We start from the raw sequence: 19,627 nt of genomic DNA on the forward strand, positions 1-19,627 counted from the left end.
TGATTCGCTTTGAATGAATCAAAAAAAGTCTCGCATCACTTTATCATGGAAAATCGAAATTCTGCTCACGACATTCTTAAGGTTTTTTTGTTCTAGATAAGTAAGATCATTGATGGCTAGTACATCGTTCACTTTACGCAAATCTGTGTATTCGATGATCTGATTCATAAAGCGAAGATGCCAAATATGGTCAAAAATATACACCATTTCTCTAAAGGCTTTCGCGTCAATTTCTTCTTCGGCTAACAGCCCTTTAAGCCTCGCCATTGTATTGATCTCTCGAATGTCATGCTTAAGCGCATAGAGTCGACAGAAAATCTCCATAGGTCTTAAACAGTCCTTTAAATTCAACGATTCTCTACCATCATGCTTTTCAGTTTTGATTTCATCAGCGGTATTAAGTGGAACTTCATAAGATAAGCAGTTCTGTGCATAAGTGGGGAAAAACTCTGGGTGCTGACGAAGTAAAAGTTGAATGTGTGATTGAATAGCGTCTACTAGGCGCGCTTCCCCATAGGTAGATCTAATATCAAAAAACACATTGAGTTCAAGTATCGAATCTGGAGAGGCTTTGTCTATCCAGTCACTAAAGTTGGCTTGCCACTCTTTCTGACTCAAGCACCATTGATGATTTGACGCCATGATCAGCCCATCACAATAACTGTACCCGGCTTGGTTTAGCATGGCGCAGACCTTTTCTGCCAAATGTAGGAAGTAGCGTCGAATAGACTTAAGGTCAGCGTCGTCTGGCGTTTCAAAGACAATCGCATTATCTTGATCAGAGAACAGCGTCATGTCATGACGAGCATTACTACCAAATGAGATAAAGGAGAATGGCACCGGTGGTTCACCAATATCATCAATTGTTAACTCAATAAAACGGCAAATGGCCGCATCATAAGTGCTACCAATGAGGCGACGAAGGTAGTCTGGACGTGAGCCTGTCTCTATCATTTCTCGGATCAGATCTGGTAGTTGATTAAGCGACTCCACCACTTGCCCATGACTCTGTCCGTTTTCAATTTCAGTCACAATGACACTGCTAAGTTTTTGGTAATTGCTCACTTGGTTCACTGAACCAAAGCGACCACCGTAAATCTTGCGCACAATCGGACGAAACGAGATCACATGGCCTAACTTTTCAGATAAAAATATCTTAGAGGTACTAAGAATGATATCAATCTGTTTCCCACTTTTAGTTTTTAACTGAGCTTCAAACTCTCCTGGTTCACTTTCATTATTAAACAGTTGCAACAGATGTTGAATGACGTCTCTGTTTTGTGGGCTATCGGCAAACAGCTCTTTCCAAATAGAATGATTTTTTAACTCGCTATCAGTATATCCGAGGAGTTGATGTAAACGGCTATTAGAAAAGATAATCTTGCCATCAGCTTCTAAAATAAAACCTTCATTGGAAGACTCAACCAGAGCACGATAGCGGTCTTTCGCTTCATGTAGCGCCATTTCAGCACGTTTTTTACGAATTTCAGATGCTTTCGATTGTGAAAGCACATAGCCCATCACCCCGATTAAGCCTAATGTAATAATAAAAAACACTCGATATAATGTTGCTTCTAGACGATCAATCCCTTGCTGTACATCTTGAAAATAGACCCCGGTGCCAATGATCCATTGCCACTCTTCAATGCCTTGAACATAAGTCATTTTGGGTGCAGTAATGTTTGGATCGTCTTTCCACTGCCACTGGTACTCTAAAAATCCATGCTGTTTAGCTTTAACTAGCTTAGTGATTTCAGCAAACACTGGAAAACCAGTGGTATTTTCGCTGTCTCTATAATTGGTAAGATCTTGCCCGGTTAAATCACGTCGATATGGGTGCATTATCATTTTCGGCTGCATATCAGTTATAAAGAAATAGTCTTTATTTTCAGCGCCGTAACGCATAGCTTTAATTTCTAAAGCTGCTTTGGCCTTTGCTTCCTCAGTGGTCATCAAACCGCTCTGCTCTTGAGCAACATAACTGTCAACAATACTTACCGCAGTGGAAGTCAGCTCTTTTATCATCTGCCTTTTTTGCCCGCGCATTGAGTCCTCAACAAGAGGGACAATCACATAAATGATGGAGGTGACAAAAAGTACAATCGCAATAATCGTTGGCAACACAATTCGGAAACTGAAATTATTGATAGAAGATTGATTCTCTTGGCTAGAGTGATGTAGGCCACTAAAGTAATCCTCCAGCTCACCCGCATCAAGTACCTCACGAATCTCTTCAGCATGCGCTGCGTCGTGGTATTTAGCTGTAAACGTACCGTTTTCAAAGTCAGCTCTTAAAGGCAGGTAACCCGCATAGTCGTCGCGAACATGGGTTTCAAAAATATCTTTGATTTGCTGGTTGGTATATTTATCGCCAAACTCTTTTACCGCTTCACTAAGGGCCTCTTTACAGTGGCGAAAACGGCGATGATCGTAGGGATCATAGTCCATATTGCTGGACATTCTTAACGAGTGATCAGTGCCATTGTGATCAAAAAAGCCATCAATCCATTTGTGGATTTCTTCGGCTCGAATACCAAACAGTTGCTCGGTACGGTTAGCATGTTCTGAGATTTTCATTCTGTTTTACCGGCTCAACAGTGACAATTGATAATTCACTCAAAAGTGTGCAGTGTGCTGCAATTTTATTAAAAGTAGTAGCCCTCTTCACCTGAACTCTAGCTATTAATTAACCCAAATCAATAAGTCCTGCAAATGTATTTTTTAGACTCAAGGTGAAGTCGTAGTTCGTATTTCATACGGGAGCAGAGGTTCCCGTTTATTCAACATCGAGTAACTGCAGTTCTTCGAATCTCCTCTTTATTGAAACAATAGAGGTGCATGGTAGCGTCTGGGATGTCGCCCCGTACTGATCGAAGGTCAGTATACCAAGAGTAAGCGAGATTGAACGAAATGGGTTGACTCGAAATCCTATAAGGAAAGAGTAGATGTCTAGGAAAAGCAAGACTTTTTATAGAGATATGCGTCGTAAGGCGCAAGAGTTTGAAAGTCGTGAAGAGTTTCTTAATCACGATCTAAAAATCATGAGTTTTCGCCGCTGGGGTATTCACTTACCTTCGCGTGACTACAGTGTCGAACTTGAAGACCTAGTACCGGCACTTGCTGCAACCATTGGTAAAGTCGTGATGGTAACCGCTATGGTTGCCGTATTTGCTGCGCAGTTTGGGCTGTCTCCGGAGTTTGTCGCTGAGAACGTTCGCTATGAGCTACTCATTGCCGGTGGTCTATTTGTTATTTTATTCTCAGCAATTTTAAACCCTAACGCAAACCTAGCCGGTACCCATGGCCCGATGATTCCGCTAATACCGTTGATAGCCGCGGCCGGTGGACACCCACTGGCACTCGGTATCATGGTGTGTGTGTTTGGTCTTGTACTCGCTTATACCAAAGGGGGTTCTAAACTGATGACCCTCACCGGAGTTGGTGTACGGGGCGGTTTACTTATTTACCTTGGTGCGGTGGGTTTGATCGGTCAGATCAACAAAACCGAAGCATGGGCAGCGAGCACTGATCAGGGCTACATTTCCTTTGCTGTAATTGGCGTAACTCTCGCTGTTTACGCTTACTTAGCAAAAATAAATAAACGCTGGCTGGCAATCCCGCTATGTTCTTTGATTGCGGGTATTGTCGCTTATGCAATGGGGGCAGAATTTGCCTTCTCAACCGAGCCAGGCCTACCGCACTTTAGCCCATTTTACTGGTGGGGTGAAGACACAGGCTGGCAACTGGGCTGGCCGAACCTAGCTCACTTTGTTGCGGTAACGCCATTTGCACTGTTGGCAGTTGCGATGTGGTCTCCGGACTACCTAGGGCACCGTGTATTCCAAGAGCTTAACTACCCTAAAGATGCAAAAGGCGTTTTGATGGATGTAGATGACACCATGATGGTTGCTTCTATCCGTCAGGGTATTGGTTCTTTCCTAGGTGGTGGTAACCTAGCTTCATCTTGGGGAACATACATGATCCCAGCGGCTATAGCCAAGCGCCCTATCCCTGGTGGTGCACTGCTAACAGGTGTGATGTGTATTGCTGCCGCAGTTATCGGCTACCCTATGGATCTGGCAATGTGGGAACCTGTTCTGCGCGTTGCATTGATCGTAGGTGTTTTTCTACCGCTACTTGAAGCCGGTATGCAGATGATCCACAAGCATAAAGACTCACTAAGTGCCGGTATTTGTATCTTCGCTTGCGCGTTTGTAAACCCTGTTTTTGGTTGGGCAACCACGATGCTACTCGACAATATGGGCCTTATTGGTGACCACGAGCGAGCAAAAGAGCTTTCAAACAAAGACAAGTACCTCATCCCAGGGGCTGCGTTTGTTATCTGTGTTGGTTCACTAGCCGCAGTTGGTCAGCTTCCGGGTATACCAGCTATTATTGGTAATTAATTTGTCACGACTTCACTGATTCTTTATCAATAACTACTTATTATCACAATGTTTAGGCGCAGATATTCTCTGCGCCTTTTTATTTCTCCAATTCGGTACTGCGGGCACATTACGAACACTGATCAAAGTTTCTACACGACTAAACTCGCGGCACTCGATATATTGACTAAGATAATTAAATGCTTACAAACACTTGATTGATAAAATGAAACTAGAATCTAAGTTAAACGCTATTGATGCACGACTCCTCGTTCTAATGTGCCTCTCGTTTGCCCCGCACGCAGAAAGTAATGCCACACAAGTTCGTGCCGATATTTGGTCTGATAATTGGTTTGCAATGTACCTCGGTAATACGCTGATTAAACAAGATTCAGTATCGATAAACACCGAACGCTCTTTTAATGCTGAATCATTTACTTTCGAAATTACCCTTCCCGCTGAAATTGGTTTCGTAATAAAAGATTTCAAACAAAATGACACAGGCCTTGAATACATAGGAAGCCGTAAGCAGCAGATGGGCGACGGAGGCTTTATTGCTCAATTTAAGCAAGCTTCAAATGGATCACTATTATTGGTCTCGGATAGTAATTGGAGATGCTTGCCTATCCACGTAGCACCGCTTAATAAGCACTGTGAGAAATCTCGTAACCCTGACCAAGATTGTAAGAGCAGCATAATCCCCGAACCCTATGACTGGAAAGCCCAAGGTTTTGATGACAACCAGTGGCCAAGTGCCGTCATATTTGCCAAATCAAAAGTAAGACCAAAAGGTGGTTATGACCGGATAAAGTGGGACAGAAGTGCTCAATTCATTTGGACCTCAGATATAGAAGCCGACAACACGATCTTGTGTCGTGTCACTTTAAGTTCTGGCAAGTAACAAGCTAAGGAATCGTCGACAATGAAGACCTCATTTGTACTTCTTATCATCTTGGTAGCATTATTTGGCTTATCGACTAACTCTGTTTTTGCTAAGAATGATTCTAGAGGAAAGAAGCCTCCACCAAGGGGGGGTAAACAAAACCAAGCAATCACACTACCTAGTAGCCATACTGAAAGCCTTGAATGCTCTCGAATTAAAGCATCTATTCTCGATGCAGGATTTAGTAATGTCGCCATTATATGTGACAAAAATTACGCCTACATCCAGTCAGATACTTATCCCGAACATCAAGTAATGACAGGTATAACTGGAACTAACGAACAGATCCCAGTACCTGCTTTGGGTTATATTGCGCCGATCAAATTAACACCCAAGATAGCAAGCGATAAAACGACCATTGACGCCTCATTAGGAATTGCTGTAAACGGTGTTCCTATCTACGACTACTCCTCTCAGGGAGAACTCGATATCGGACGCTATAACCCAAGTAAAGACACTATTTTACTTGGCCAACTCGACCAATGTGGCGGCCATGCAGGGCGTGGTGACGACTATCACTATCATGCTAAACCAACTTGTATGATCAATGTTATGGATAGCTATCATGATGCCTCTATTATTGGTTGGGGTTATGATGGCTTTCCACTTTATACTGACAACAACCCTGATGGTTCTGTCGTTTCTAGTGGTGATCTAGATGTATGTAACGGGCAAGCCGACGCAACCTACGGCTATCGTTACCACACTTCGGAAAAGCCTCCGTATATATTTCAATGTCTCGTCGGTGAAGTCGACACTGGTATCCTGCCAAGAGTGGCACCTTTGAGAGGGGCGAACGCTCGATCTGATTTAAAACCACCTAAAGACGGAGTGAAGAACCTGAAGCATATTGAGTTGGAAGACGGTACTCGCTCTATGACCTATATCTATCAAGGGGTGGAGTATTATTCCCGATACAAGCCATCCTCTAGCAAAGATAACTGCTACGATTTTGAGCAAAAAACCATTAGTAATAATGGCAAGGTTGAGTCTGGAACGTATTGCCGATGAAACGATTACTCGAAAAAAATCAAATAACACGAAACATCCAGCTTTTCATCACTGTGCTCTTTACCATGGCGGGAGTCTTCTTTTCCAATCCCGCTTTTTCACACACTTTAAAGCAAACATCTGCCCAAATTACTCTTCGAGATGGGCAAGTTGAACTTAGACTCTATATCAATCGAGACTTATGGCTTACTCAACTTCAAGACCATCAAGCTTGGTTAACGGGATTAAATTCAGTGCTACTTCTAGAAGATGACCTCTCTTCAACTGACTTAGCAGGCAAGTTAATGTCGGTCATCTTAACTGAAACAACCATTCGCCTTGATGGCTATACGGTTGAACTAGCCACGATCAAATCAGATTCAAATCCCCTTTCTGATCACCTTTTAGAATTTCGATTTTCAGCATCTCATACGCTCCAAAATCCAAGTCTCATTGAAACAACGTTTGCTCAGTCTCTAGGAGATGTACACCTGTCAGTCACAAGACCAATTTACAGAAATCTCGCTCAGGGGAGTACCGTGTCTTTGTCCCTTGAGTAAAACAGAGATGGAGTACTCTTTTTCTCTTTTTCTCTGGGGTGATACGCTCAATCAGCTTCTTTTAATTGCTCTAAGATGAAGTCGACACACTGTTTAACTTTGGGAATCTGATATTTCGCTTGCTGATACAAAATATATATATCTAGGTTAACACCCCTTGTACTCGATATAGGGCGCTCAGTAGGCACTTCCACCAACTCCCCAGACGCTAAATAGTCCTTAATCCACCAAGTCGGATAAAGAGCTAACCCTTCATCTCGTAAAGCCGCATTCATCAATGTTTCGGCACTATTGCAACGCATAAGCGGGGTGATGTCGACTTTCTCCCAAACTTCATCCCTTAACGCCCACCACAACAGATCTCCGTGGTTACCTCTATATTGCAATGTCGGGCACTTTTCTAGATCTTTAATATTTAGCACCGAACGGCCATAACGCTCAGTTAAGCTGCTAACTAACGCTGGGCTCGCAACTAATTTAAATTCAGCACTAGAGATCCGTTTTGCGATCACTCGCTCTTCAGGTGCGTGCCCTGCCCGTATCGCTATGTCCACGGCATCTTGGCCAAAGACGACCTTTTCATCAGAAAAATCTAAGTCGAGAGTAATCAAAGGGTACTTTTTACGGAATTTTTGCAAAATGGGGGAAAGAACCTTCTCACCATAACTTGTGGTAGAACTAATTCTTAGCTTTCCTTCCATGGCATCCATTCTCTGCGAGATAAGCTCGTCTGCATCATCAATTTTTTTTAGGGCATCTGAAATCAAATTATAATAAACGCTGCCTAGTTCTGTTGTGCTGACATGGCGCGTTGATCGCTTTATTAACTCCACGCCAAGGTCATTTTCAAGATCTTTGATTCGACGTGAAATTGATGAAGCAGGAACATCAAACTCTAGTGCCGCTAGACTAAAACTATTGACCTCAGAAACCTGTTTGAAATAGCGTAATGCTCTCAATTTATCCACAATAATCACAATATCCTTATAAAACCTGCTCCAAACTAACTCTTTATTGTCAGAAAGACAAAACTGATTTGCCCCTTGTCATCTATTTCGGTCCAAGTTCACCCTGTATTGTCTCTTTAACGAGATTCGTAATTGAACTGAATTATAGAGAGGTAACCTTCCATGGAAAACAAAAAATTACTGATACTGGGCGGGTCTGGAGGCTGTGGAAAGTGGGCCGTTAAGATTGCTCAAGAGCGTGGATTTCAAGTAAGAGTCTTGATTCGCCCTGAGACACGATATAACGCACCAGAAGGTGTTGAAGTATTACGGGGGGAAGTACTGGATAAAGATGCGCTTGATAACGCAATGAAAGGCCAAGATGCAGTAATTTCGTGCCTAGGTATCAAAAGAAAAAGTCCGGCAAACCCTTGGTCAAAAGTTGTATCGCCATCCAACTTAGCGCAAAGCAGCGGAAAAAATATCGTTGATTCAATGAAGAAACATCAGGTCAATCGTATCGTTGTTGTCAGCGCCGCAGGTGTCGGGAATAGCATTAATAAAGTCAGCCCACTGATGAGGCTGATTATTCGTAACAGTAACGTACAGATCACGTTCAATGACTTCGATAATATGGAACAAATACTTGCTAAAAGTAATATAGATAGCCTAGCCGTGCGTCCAGTCGGGCTTGTAGATAAACAACAAAACAAGTCAGCATCATTGGTTAACCGCTTTACTATGGGCTCTCAAATTTCAAAACGAGACGTGGCCACTTGGATGTTAGATGCGATTGAACGTCCTGACCCATTCACGACTAAAACAGAAATGATCGGTTGGAGTTAATAATGATAAAAAATGCACTAGTGATCGCTACGAATCATTCACACGTTAAGAAAGAAAATATCGATCCGACAGGGTTATGGCTATCGGAGTTGACTCACTTCTATGATGAGTTTGAGCAAGCGGGCTATCACATTGATGTTGTAAGCCCCAAGGGGGGAGAAATACCCATTGATAAACGTAGCTTAGGTTTTTTTGTCTTGGATAAAGCAACAAAGTCACGCTACCAAGATTCAGCCTTTATGTCTCAATTGGCATATTCAAAGTCCCTCTCTGAGATCGATTGGAAACTATACGATATCGTCTATGTTGCTGGCGGCCATGGTGCAATGTGGGACTTAGTCGACAATAAAGAACTTCAAACGATTATAAGCAAAATGTTTGAAGCGGGTAAGGTTGTTTCAGCCGTTTGCCATGGCGTAGCAGCCTTACAAAACGTAAAGCTTAGCAACGGTGATTATCTAATCAAAGGTAAAAAAGGAACCGGATTTCCTTACTTTGACGAAACCATTGCAGGTGCCAAGAGCTTCGTCCCTTATAACCTAGAAAAAGTGCTAAGAAGTCGCGGTATGAGTTTCAGTAAAGCGCTATTTCCTCTAGCTGGGCATTCTGTAGTTGATGGAAAACTTATCACAGGGCAAAATCCGAACTCAACAGTTCAAACAGTGCAAAAGGCATTAGAGATGCTTCACGAAAATAGATAACGCTACCCTTAAATCGTTACATCTGTGATGTTGTAACCATTAAGCAAAACAAAGGCGACCATCAAGATCGCCTTAACGTTATTCAGTATGCATTAACCAAAAATAGATGAACCACGCGGAATCGGGTTCTGTTGGCCAGAGTTAGTGCCATTCTCAAAGCCTCGACAGAACGAACAATGAATATGATCGTATTTTAATCCTGCATCCTGAACTGCTTTTACTGTTTCATAAAATGTAGGTGGCGTACCGCAAGAGCGATTTCGAATCGTCAACACATCCATTTGCACACTGCCATTGTGCTGCATTAAAAAGCTTTGAACAGTAGTATCATCTAACTTCAGCACATCTCGATAATAGGACTCTAAATCATGCATTCCTTTAGCAATATATGCATAGGTTTCCGCTTCATCAGAAGCTTGATATTTTGACAAAACATAGTCATGGCTCAGGGCAGAATTACTAATTACTTGTCGTGGCTCGACATAACCTGAGGCGAGCTTTCGAATATCCATGGAACCGCCTTGGGTAAAGCCATGCTCACAATAAAATGAAAAGTTTTGCCCATATTTCAATTTAACAGGCTTTTTACTGGAGGTTCTCCCGTGAGCGCTAATAATAAGATGAGTTGACGTCGCTTTCCCTTTATTTTTGGACCACAAGTACAAATGGCCCCCTATTTCGTGTTTTGCAAAAATTGCCCCTTTAGGCACCTTCATTGGCATATCGATTATCCTTAACTGTCCCATGTGAAACTACCGCTACAAGTAAATTCACTAATCCATTGATTAGTAATTATATGTTGGATTTATCATTCACCTCGGACTATCACGCTGTTGCATTTGAAAACTGTGATATGCAATCATACTTACACTCATTTTATTGCGCCAGGTCAAGGCCCATATTGTATGCGCGACCCATTAACCTCTTGATATTCATATCCTATTGAGGAATTAATCATTTAAAATTCGTTAGATCACACTTTGATTATGGGAAAAAATGTTTCCCTTGTTCCCACCTATTGATGAGGAGACAATTCTTTTCAAGAACAGAGGAAGGAGTCATTACATGAATAGGCAAGAGTTTATAAAATCAGTTAATACTATTGATGCTTTAACCGAATCTGAAAAGCAGATTGTCGAGTACTTTACTTGTCAGTTTGAAATGTTACCTTTTGCCAAAATTAATGATTTATGCAGCCAAATCGGTATTGGAAAAGCCACATTAGGGCGTTTCTTACAACGGTTGGGTTTTAATGGTTTTCTCGACTTCAAAAAAGCAGTAACCGATGATCTCATTCTAGATCTCAGCATTCCTATCGACCGATGCAATAATAAATCTACATCAAGCTCTCTTTCATGTTTAATCGAAGAGCACAAAAAAGAGCTTCTTGATAATATAGAAGAAACCTATCGTGATTTAAATGACACTAAGCTAGAACAGGCGACGACACACTTACTCAATGACAGCGGAAAACTCTACGTCATAGGTAGTGCGTCAGCAGAAGCTTTAGCCAATTACTTTTACCTGCTAGCCCGCTACTTAAGAAAAGATGTTGTACTATTAAAAGCCGATTCATCAACACTTCCACACCAGCTTGCCGACGTCACAGATAAAGACACTCTTCTTGCACTTTCGTATCATCGTTTTTCAACGACCTCGGTAAAAGTCGTTCGATGGTTTAGCAACGTGGGTGGGAAAACTGTCGTCATCACCGATCAAGAAGTGAATCCCTTCGTGTCATACAGCGATATACAAATTCGAGCCGCCAGTGAAAGCAGTGCAATATTTAATAATCGTGCCGCAGGGTTCTCTATCATCGAATTATTAATTAAAAGTATGTCTAACCGTTCAAATGACAAACATCGTTTCGACAAAATGGAAGGACTATTTAAAGAATTTAGTATCTTTAAAAATAACGTTTAATAATTACTTAAGGCTAGCTATCAACTAGCGATATTCACCATTTAATAAACACCTAATTTATTTGGGCGGAACAAACTCGCTTAAATAAAACCAATTAATTCCACAATATATTTATAAGGGTAGAAATATGGTTACTTTTTTAGCACTACCGATTATTTTTTCCGTCGGATACTTTGTTGTAAAGAAATACAATACACAAGCGGTTTTATTTTTAGCAGGCTTAATGATGATCGCTTTGGGCGTGATGGACGGGGCTACCGACTTCATACCTAACGGGGGTAAACCAACAGGCTCTGTTATCGTTGATTTCTTTGAGGTGATAACCGTCCTCTCATCTTCTACCCTCTCCAAGCTGGGTCTTATCATCATGGCCGTTGGGGGCTTCTCTCGTTATATGAGCCACATTGGCGCTGCGAATGCGATGGTACAAATAGCGACTAAGCCACTGTCAAAAATCAAAAATCCATATGTCGTGCTTGCACTTGCCTATATTATTGGACAGCTAATCAATGTCTTTATCCCTAGCGCCACAGGACTAGCACTATTACTGCTTGTTGCAATGTACCCTGTTTTGGTGGGTGTTGGATGTAATCCAGCGGCAGCCGCTGCCGTTGTAGCGACAACAGGTTGTTTAGATTTAGGGCCTGCATCATCAGCGGTAAATAAAGCAGCAGAAGTCTCTGGTATCGATGTAGCCACCTACTTTGTTAGCTATCAATTAGTCGTTTCTATCATCGCCATGATTGTCATTGCTGTGCTGCATTTTGTTTGTCAAAAGCACTTTGATAAAAAAGATGAAGAGAATGGCGTTACTCACGAATTTAGCCTTAAAAGTAAAGAGCATCGTGAAGCACCCAAATGGTTCGCAATTCTGCCCGTGCTACCCTTAGCGCTACTGCTAACATTCAGTAAATTTGCCATTACTAGCGTCAAAATGAACGTTGTAACAGCAATGTTTATCGCCCTATTTGTCGGTATGGTCTGTGACTATATTTATACTCGAGATGCAAAAAAAGTCAGTGCTTCACTAAAAGTATATTTGGAAGGTATGGGCGCGGTGTTCGCTAGTGTTGTGAGTTTGATCATCGCTGCTCAAACCTTTGTTTCGGGTCTGTCTACGATTGGTTTTATCGACCTGTTACTCGACAGCGCGGCAAATGCTGGATTTGGCTACATTGCGATGGTGCTTGTATTGGTTTCCATCATTGCTATCGTTACCCTTCTTTCTGGTTCAGGTAATGCTTCGTTCTTTAGTTTCTCAAATCTAGCACCGGACGTTGCAGCTCAAGTCGGCACCGCCGCCGCAACAGTTGCGCTTCCAATGCAGTTAGCTTCGGGTCTAATGCGTTCTGCCTCTCCTGTAGCAGGCGTGGTTATTGCCTGTGCTGGCGTGGCAAATGTATCACCGATAGAGCTTGCTAAGCGTACCGCTATTCCAATGTTAGGCGGTTTAGTAACGGTACTTATTTGCTCTCAAATTGTGCTTTAAAGAATGAATAGCACTATCAAAAAGCTGAAATTACAAAAACTTAAATTTCACAAAACAACACATTAATAGAAAGTGTTAGGGTTGGATGAAAACCTTAAGGTCCTAAACGAACCTAAGCTTCCAACCCTACTAATTATAAGTAACTGATGGTTTTTACTTTCAACTAACTACCCAAGACGTCGAATAATTAAGGCTATATAACTATGAACGTACTGCTATTAAGTAACGGAAAAATCGCTGGAAATACGAATCTTCTCGAGTTCGGCTACCCTTGGATAAAGCCGATGATTGAAAAAACAGAAGCCAAAAGAATTCTGTTTATTCCATACGCGATGATTCGAGGAGATTACGACGAACGCACTCAACTTCTTAACGAAAGTTTAGGGCAGTTTGGCTGTGAAGTTACCGGCATACATACCTGTAAAGATCCTGTTGCTGCCATTGCTGAATATGATGGCATCGTAGTCAGTGGCGGTAATACTTGGGTACTGAATAAAATGCTTCATGATCTTGGACTCGTACGTCCAATTCGTAACGCTATTTTGAAAGAGAATAAACTTTATATCGGCTGGAGTGCGGGTACCAATATCGCCTCACCGACAATTAGAACAACTAACGACATGCCTATTGTGACCGCTGCTATCTTGCCAGCACTCAATGTCATCCCATTCCAAATTAACCCTCACTATATTGAAGCGAGTGTTTCTGGTCACATGGGGGAAACAAGAGATGAACGTATTCAAGAGTTCTTGATTATGAACCCAAGCGAATTCGTTGTCGCTATTCCTGAAGGCTCTCTTCTTAAATTGGAAGATGACCAACTCTCATACCATGCTGCAGAGAACCGCGTGATGAAGGTATTTTCACACGAACAACCAACGGAATCATATAATTCCGGCAGTGATTTGACTGAATACTTGAATCACGGATGTTGATCTTACGAGGTTAAAGAAATGCAAAAAGGTGGTCTTGGGACCACCTTTTATGCGGGTGGAGTATAAATGACGTAATCACACCCATTAGCTTTCTTAGCTTCAAACATTGCGACATCGGCATAGTGAATAAGGCTTTGCCCATCATGGCTATGATCTGGGGAGATTGAAACGCCAATACTGAGGGTGATATCAAGCAGTAAATCTTTCGCAACAAACTTAGGTTCAAAGGCTGATATGATTTTTTGGACGACCAACTCAATTTCCGATTCCATATTAATCTGCTTAACAAGAATCACAAACTCATCACCACCCACTCTAAATACCGAGTCATTCGAGCGAACTGCTGACGTTAAGCGCCTTCCAACTTCTATCAGAACAACGTCTCCTACTTCGTGGCCATATTCATCATTTATGGGTTTGAACTTATTTAAATCAATGTAAAACAGGGCCAATTTTGATTCTGTGACTCTTGAGTGTGCCACTTCTTCGAGAATTTCATTATCCAATGTCTTTCTGTCTTTTAAGCCCGTTAACCCATCGTGAATTGACTCATAATGTAATCGCTCTGCACGTTCATGGACTTGCGAACTCATGGAATAGAAACTGGATAGTAATACACCCATTTCATCTTTTGGGACATGGTCTGAGATGCTTAACATCTCTCCTTTTTTCATTTTCTCAGTATTCGCTAGCAGCACTTTCAAAGGAGCAAATAGACGGTCATGGACAAAAACATAAGTGATAATCGAAAATAAGGTAAAGAATACAATTTCGATAACCTGAATAAGTTTTATATACCCATCTAATTCATCTAGGCGCTTTCTTCTTTCCTCTAGCAAAGACTCTTCAAATTGAACGAATTCTGCCATGATTAAACGTATTTTCCCCATGTGAATTTTTCCGTTATTTTGACGGACCATATTTATCGCATCGGCGATATTCCCTTCATCTGCACGCTTAATTGTTTCGGCTAACTCATCAAATTTCAAAGTAATATGATTTGTTACTTCATCAATTCTCTCTTTCTGCTCGGGGTTATTAGATGTCAATTTTTTCAGGCGATGTACCTCCCCCAAGGCTTCTATTCGACCAACATGATAAGGCTCTAGGTACTCTGGATTTATCGTTAAGAGGAATCCACGCTGGCCAGTCTCTGCATCTTTCATTGCACTAAGAAGCAACTGAGAATGGTAAATAACACTATTGGTATGATTGACCCAACGAACTCTATCGTCACTGTGGGACTCAAGGAAATAAAACAGAATGGAGTTGCCGATTGATGCAGCAAACAGAATAAATAATATGATTGTTAGCTTTAACCGTACACTCATGGGCAATTAGAGCTCTAACGTTTGATGATAAAACGAGAAACGGGTAATGCAACCTACCATATTCCCTTATGAACCTTTAGCTTAGTAGAGTCACTCTAGAAGTGCATAGTAGATTGAATAGATTGCTTTTCCGACTTAATTGAGTTGAGAAAAGGAATATGGCTCGTAAAGCTTTAGCTATCGCTCATCTTTAGGTGATCCCATAACCACCATAGTCGAGATTGATTTCACATGTTTACACTCACCCAGTACATCTGAGTGAATTCGTTTATAACTAGATAATGAGTTGGTCTCTACGCGTAGTAAGTACTCATTTGCTCCGGTGATGTTATGACATTCCACCACTTCATCGACAAACCTTACATGCTCTTCAAACTCAAGTTGCGCTTTTTTTCCATGACTCGCTAAGCCGATCGAAACATACGCGATAAAGCCGATTCCTAATGGCTCTCCATTTAGTATCGCACGATACCCTTTGATCACTTCAGTCCGCTCTAGTTCTTGTACTCGGCGTAGCGTTGCTGAAGGCGATAAACCCACACGATCGGATAGATCAACATTGGAGATTCGCCCGTCACTTTTTAGCTCTTGCAATATTCTTTCGTCAAACTTGTCCATACGCTACTTTATTGCTCAATAAATTCAATATCACTCAATAAAAACACAAAATTGCGCCCAATTCTACTTAACATTGTGTTTAACAAATGAACAAGAATTAAAACGGAGTAATTTAATGGAATTAGAACAGCTTGGGGCTCTACTACTTTTTGCCTTTGTATCAACTTTTACCCCTGGGCCAAACAACATCATGTTGATGACATCGGGCGCAAACGTTGGATTCGCTCGTACCATTCCGCACATGCTGGGTATCGCCTTAGGTTTCGCTTTTATGGTGATACTGGTTGGCGTAGGCTTAATAGGGATATTTAATGCTTATCCCATCAGCCACCAGATTTTGAAATACGTAAGTTTGGCTTATCTGGTCTACCTAGCAGCCAAGATCGCAATGAGTGGGCGAGCTAAAGAAGTTGAAGACTTTAAACCTCTCACCTTTATAGGCGCAGCCAGTTTTCAATGGGTAAACCCAAAAGGTTGGTCTATGGCATTAAGTGCAGTGACACTGTTTAGCAGTGGGGGTGCTTGGTTTGAATTGGGGATTATTGCCATCGCCTTCACCCTCGCTAATATTCCTTCAGTCAGCTTCTGGACATTTGCTGGGCAAAAACTTCAGCACTGGCTAACAACGCCAATACGTATTCGCAGTTTCAACGTTTCAATGGCCGTTCTGCTTATCGCATCTACTGTTCCGATGATTTAATCACGAGCCCAAGTGTTCACTAAGAAAATCAATTAACAAACGTACTTTGGGCGAAAGGTTCCTATTCTGAGGATACACCGCCCAAATACCTTCTTTGTCGTCTCTATAATCACTGAGCACTTCCACCAACTCACCGCACGACAAGGCATCATTGACGTAATAATCAGGCAGCTGAACCAAACCCAAATCTCGCTTAGCCGCATCAAGAAGCGATAAGCCGCTGTTGCATTTTATTCTGCCTGTTACTCTTACCGATCTCTCTTTACCTTGATCTTTGAAACGCCAGTGTTCAAATGAACCAATCAAGCAACTGTGATGATTGAGCTCTGATAACGTGTGCGGCTCCCCACTACGTTCTAAGTAAGTCGGGCTTGCGCAAACATAGAGTTGGCGTGACGATAATCGTTTGGCAATTAAGCTTGAGTCTTCTAATCGACCTAAACGGATTGCGACATCGACACCTTGTTCAATCAAATCCAACTTTTGATTCGTTAAATGAAGATCAAGATCCACCTGTGGATACTGTTCTAAAAACAGATGCAGAAGTGGAGCAAGGTGAGTTTCGCCATAAGTCACAGGCGCTGTAATTTTTAATAGCCCTTTTGGTGAGCTTTGCATTTGTGTTACAGCGATCTCGGCAAGTTCTAACCCTTCTACCAAATGCTTACACTGTTGGAAATATAGCTGCCCCGCTTCCGACAACGTTACTTTGCGTGTCGTTCTATGCAGTAGTTTAACCGCAAGACGATCTTCAAGGGCTGAGACTCGACGACTGATTTGAGCCACTGATGTGTTTAGCTTTTTCGCCGCTCCAGTGAAGCTATTTGTTTCTGACACAGCAACAAACTCGCTGACCCCTTCCCAATTCGCCATATCGCCCCCCTATTTATTTTTTATTACAAGTTACTTCAATTATTACAAATACGTAAAAATCATTTTCATTTTAACCGGATTATCATCAAATGAGAAATATATATAATGAGTCCAACAAAACAAGAGAGCGGATTACAAAAAGCTTTACTAAGCTTTATTCTCAGCAAAATGAGTCGCCGCCAAAACACTACACAAAAGGAACATCAAATGACGCTTGAAATCAAACCGGGTCAAACTTCAATTAAATCAAAAGCTATGGTCGCTTGGGCGGCTGGCGAACCTCTTAAGATGGAAGAAGTGGATGTACAACTTCCAAAAGCAGGTGAAGTATTAGTTCGTATCGTCGCTACTGGTGTTTGTCACACTGATGCATTCACGCTATCGGGTGACGATCCTGAAGGTATCTTCCCTTCTATCTTAGGTCACGAAGGTGGCGGCATCGTTGAAATGATCGGTGAAGGCGTGACTAGCGTTGAGATCGGCGACCACGTGATTCCACTTTACACCGCAGAGTGTGGTGAGTGTAAATTCTGTAAGTCAGGAAAAACCAACTTATGCCAAGCGGTTCGTGAAACGCAAGGTAAAGGCCTAATGCCAGATGGTACAAGCCGCTTCTCTATCAACGGTGAGACAATCTTCCACTACATGGGTTGTTCTACGTTCTCTGAGTACACGGTACTTCCAGAAATTTCATTAGCAAAAGTATCTAAAGAAGCACCTCTTGAAGAAGTATGTCTTCTTGGTTGTGGCGTAACAACGGGCATGGGCGCTGTACTTAATACTGCAAAAGTTGAAGAAGGCGATAACGTTGCTGTATTCGGTCTTGGCGGTATCGGTCTGTCAGCAATCATCGGTGCTCGTATGGCTGGCGCTAAGATCATCATCGGTGTTGATATTAACGAGAGCAAATTTGAGCTAGCTAAACAACTTGGCGCAACTCACTGCATCAACCCTCAAAAATTCGACAAGCCAATCCAAGAAGTCATTGTTGATATGACAGACGGCGGTGTTGAGTACTCTTTCGAGTGTATTGGTAACGTGAACGTTATGCGTCAAGCACTTGAGTGTTGCCATAAAGGTTGGGGCGAATCTGTCATCATTGGTGTTGCTGGTGCTGGCCAAGAGATCTCAACTCGTCCATTCCAACTAGTGACTGGTCGTGTATGGCGTGGTTCTGCTTTCGGTGGTGTTAAAGGCCGCTCTGAGCTTCCAGAAATCGTTAACCGTTACATGGCAGGTGAATTCGGCTTACAAGAGTTCATCACCCACACTATGGGCTTGCAAGATGTAAACGAAGCGTTTGAGCTAATGCACAAAGGTGAATCTATCCGTACTGTTCTACATATGGATAAGTAAACTGAACTAACCTAATTAAACGCCTTTGCTCTCTTTGTAGTAAGAAGAAAGACAAGGCGTTTTTATTGTTCACACTTCCCGTTTATGACACTCAAACCCTTCTGATCGATGGAACCGTTATGACAATTGAAAACATCAGCCAAGCCAAAGTTGCAGGTGGTTGGCACAAGCAGTTTACCCATGAATCAACAGCGCTAAATTGCTCAATGCGATTTGCTATTTTCCTGCCGCCTAACGCGACTAAATCGGCACCCGTGCCAGTACTTTATTGGTTGTCAGGGCTAACTTGTACCGATGAAAACTTCATGCAGAAAGCAGGGGCATTTCAAAAGGCCGCAGAGCTGGGTATCGCAATTGTTGCGCCAGATACGAGCCCTCGTGGTGACGATGTTGCCGATGATGATGGCTACGACTTAGGCAAAGGTGCGGGGTTTTATCTTAATGCCACGCAACTGCCTTGGGCTTCGCATTACCATATGTATGACTACGTGACGAAAGAGCTTCCTGAGCTTATTGAAAACACATTCCCTGTGAGCAGTGTGAAGTCTATCTCGGGCCACAGCATGGGTGGTCATGGCGCTTTGACTATTGGGCTTAAAAACCCAGAGCAGTACCGTTCTATTTCCGCTTTTAGCCCAATTAGCCACCCTACTTCTTGCCCTTGGGGACAAAAAGCGTTCAATGCCTATTTGGGAATGAATAGAGATGAATGGAAGCAGTACGATGCAACTGAATTGCTTAGTGGCGCTCAATCACCTTTGCCAATTTTGGTCGATCAAGGTGACGCCGATAACTTTTTAGCCGAGCAGCTAAAGCCAGAGTTATTGATTGAAGCCGCCAAAAAGCATCAATCGCCTTTAGAGTTAAGAATGCAGCCTGGTTACGATCACAGCTATTTCTTCATCTCTAGCTTTATTGGCGAGCACCTAAGCTTTCACGCCAAACACCTTAATGTCTAGTTAATGCATTCAATATGCCATGCTTTTACCCCGAACATAAAAGTGTGGCTATTAATATTCAATAAGATACA

General features: G+C 42.2%; 18 protein-coding genes. 12 read left to right on the forward strand and 6 right to left on the reverse strand.

Features of this window, described 5'->3' with window-relative positions; genetic code table 11:
- Positions 1-18 precede the first annotated feature (18 nt).
- The gene (locus tag L4D20_RS06300) at positions 19-2,577 is read right to left on the reverse strand and encodes a DUF294 nucleotidyltransferase-like domain-containing protein (RefSeq protein ID WP_428800682.1); all 2,559 of its coding nucleotides are present in this window, start codon (positions 2,575-2,577) and stop codon (positions 19-21) included.
- Between the two features lie 368 nt (positions 2,578-2,945).
- Here L4D20_RS06300 and L4D20_RS06305 point away from each other — a divergent pair, with 368 nt between their 5' ends.
- From L4D20_RS06305 to L4D20_RS06320, 4 genes are all read left to right on the forward strand, one after another.
- Positions 2,946-4,406, forward strand: a complete 1,461-nt coding sequence (locus L4D20_RS06305) for a DUF3360 family protein (protein ID WP_428800683.1) — start codon at positions 2,946-2,948, stop codon at positions 4,404-4,406.
- Positions 4,407-4,611: 205 nt separating this feature from the next.
- Entirely contained in the window at positions 4,612-5,286 is a 675-nt protein-coding gene (locus L4D20_RS06310; protein WP_428800684.1) for a PEBP family protein, read from the forward strand.
- A 21-nt stretch (positions 5,287-5,307) separates the two neighbouring features.
- The gene (locus tag L4D20_RS06315; RefSeq protein ID WP_428800685.1) at positions 5,308-6,339 is read left to right on the forward strand and encodes a YHYH protein; all 1,032 of its coding nucleotides are present in this window, start codon (positions 5,308-5,310) and stop codon (positions 6,337-6,339) included.
- Positions 6,336-6,878: a hypothetical protein gene (locus tag L4D20_RS06320; protein ID WP_428800686.1), complete on the forward strand. Its 543-nt coding sequence runs from the start codon at positions 6,336-6,338 to the stop codon at positions 6,876-6,878. The genes L4D20_RS06315 and L4D20_RS06320 overlap by 4 nt, the downstream gene beginning before the upstream one ends.
- 47 nt (positions 6,879-6,925) lie before the next feature.
- Here L4D20_RS06320 and L4D20_RS06325 read toward each other — a convergent pair whose 3' ends face one another.
- A complete protein-coding gene (locus L4D20_RS06325; protein WP_428800687.1) occupies positions 6,926-7,846 on the reverse strand; it encodes a LysR family transcriptional regulator in 921 nt (306 codons plus the stop codon).
- Positions 7,847-8,008: 162 nt separating this feature from the next.
- On the opposite strand from L4D20_RS06325, the gene L4D20_RS06330 reads away from it, so the two are divergent.
- Together L4D20_RS06330 and L4D20_RS06335 are read left to right on the forward strand one after the other, a co-directional pair.
- On the forward strand, positions 8,009-8,671 hold the full coding sequence (locus tag L4D20_RS06330; protein WP_428800688.1) for an NAD(P)H-binding protein: 663 nt from the start codon (positions 8,009-8,011) through the stop codon (positions 8,669-8,671).
- A gap of 2 nt (positions 8,672-8,673) precedes the next feature.
- The gene (locus L4D20_RS06335) at positions 8,674-9,372 is read left to right on the forward strand and encodes a type 1 glutamine amidotransferase domain-containing protein (RefSeq protein ID WP_428800689.1); all 699 of its coding nucleotides are present in this window, start codon (positions 8,674-8,676) and stop codon (positions 9,370-9,372) included.
- A gap of 92 nt (positions 9,373-9,464) precedes the next feature.
- On the opposite strand, the gene L4D20_RS06340 is transcribed toward L4D20_RS06335, so the two are convergent.
- Positions 9,465-10,094 (reverse strand): putative adhesin, encoded by a 630-nt coding sequence (locus L4D20_RS06340; protein WP_428800690.1) that lies wholly within the window; start codon positions 10,092-10,094, stop codon positions 9,465-9,467.
- 343 nt (positions 10,095-10,437) lie between these two features.
- Between L4D20_RS06340 and L4D20_RS06345 the strand changes: the two genes are divergently transcribed.
- The 3 genes from L4D20_RS06345 (at position 10,438) to pepE (ending at position 13,719) form a co-directional block, all read left to right on the forward strand.
- On the forward strand, positions 10,438-11,295 hold the full coding sequence (locus L4D20_RS06345) for a MurR/RpiR family transcriptional regulator (protein WP_428800691.1): 858 nt from the start codon (positions 10,438-10,440) through the stop codon (positions 11,293-11,295).
- Positions 11,296-11,422: 127 nt separating this feature from the next.
- A complete protein-coding gene (gene dcuC, locus L4D20_RS06350; RefSeq protein ID WP_428800692.1) occupies positions 11,423-12,784 on the forward strand; it encodes a C4-dicarboxylate transporter DcuC in 1,362 nt (453 codons plus the stop codon).
- 203 nt (positions 12,785-12,987) lie between these two features.
- Positions 12,988-13,719, forward strand: coding sequence for a dipeptidase PepE (gene pepE / locus L4D20_RS06355; protein ID WP_428800693.1), 732 nt, complete (start codon positions 12,988-12,990; stop codon positions 13,717-13,719).
- A gap of 47 nt (positions 13,720-13,766) precedes the next feature.
- Here the strand turns inward: pepE and L4D20_RS06360 are convergent, their stop codons facing one another.
- Together L4D20_RS06360 and L4D20_RS06365 are read right to left on the reverse strand one after the other, a co-directional pair.
- Positions 13,767-15,050: a CHASE3 domain-containing protein gene (locus L4D20_RS06360; protein WP_428800694.1), complete on the reverse strand. Its 1,284-nt coding sequence runs from the start codon at positions 15,048-15,050 to the stop codon at positions 13,767-13,769.
- A 177-nt stretch (positions 15,051-15,227) separates the two neighbouring features.
- Positions 15,228-15,668 carry an Lrp/AsnC family transcriptional regulator gene (locus L4D20_RS06365; protein WP_428800695.1) on the reverse strand — a complete coding sequence of 147 codons (441 nt, stop codon included), beginning with the start codon at positions 15,666-15,668 and terminating at the stop codon, positions 15,228-15,230.
- A 115-nt stretch (positions 15,669-15,783) separates the two neighbouring features.
- Here L4D20_RS06365 and L4D20_RS06370 point away from each other — a divergent pair, with 115 nt between their 5' ends.
- On the forward strand, positions 15,784-16,368 hold the full coding sequence (locus L4D20_RS06370) for a LysE family translocator (RefSeq protein WP_428800696.1): 585 nt from the start codon (positions 15,784-15,786) through the stop codon (positions 16,366-16,368).
- Here the strand turns inward: L4D20_RS06370 and L4D20_RS06375 are convergent, their stop codons facing one another.
- On the reverse strand, positions 16,369-17,241 hold the full coding sequence (locus tag L4D20_RS06375; protein WP_428800697.1) for a LysR family transcriptional regulator: 873 nt from the start codon (positions 17,239-17,241) through the stop codon (positions 16,369-16,371).
- Positions 17,242-17,448: 207 nt separating this feature from the next.
- Here L4D20_RS06375 and L4D20_RS06380 point away from each other — a divergent pair, with 207 nt between their 5' ends.
- On the forward strand, positions 17,449-18,597 hold the full coding sequence (locus tag L4D20_RS06380; RefSeq protein ID WP_428800698.1) for an S-(hydroxymethyl)glutathione dehydrogenase/class III alcohol dehydrogenase: 1,149 nt from the start codon (positions 17,449-17,451) through the stop codon (positions 18,595-18,597).
- Positions 18,598-18,716: 119 nt separating this feature from the next.
- Positions 18,717-19,556, forward strand: coding sequence for an S-formylglutathione hydrolase (gene fghA, locus L4D20_RS06385; RefSeq protein ID WP_428800699.1), 840 nt, complete (start codon positions 18,717-18,719; stop codon positions 19,554-19,556).
- Positions 19,557-19,627 lie beyond the last annotated feature (71 nt).

This window comes from Vibrio kyushuensis (assembly GCF_050337325.1).
GTDB classification, from domain to species: Bacteria; Pseudomonadota; Gammaproteobacteria; order Enterobacterales; family Vibrionaceae; genus Vibrio; species Vibrio kyushuensis.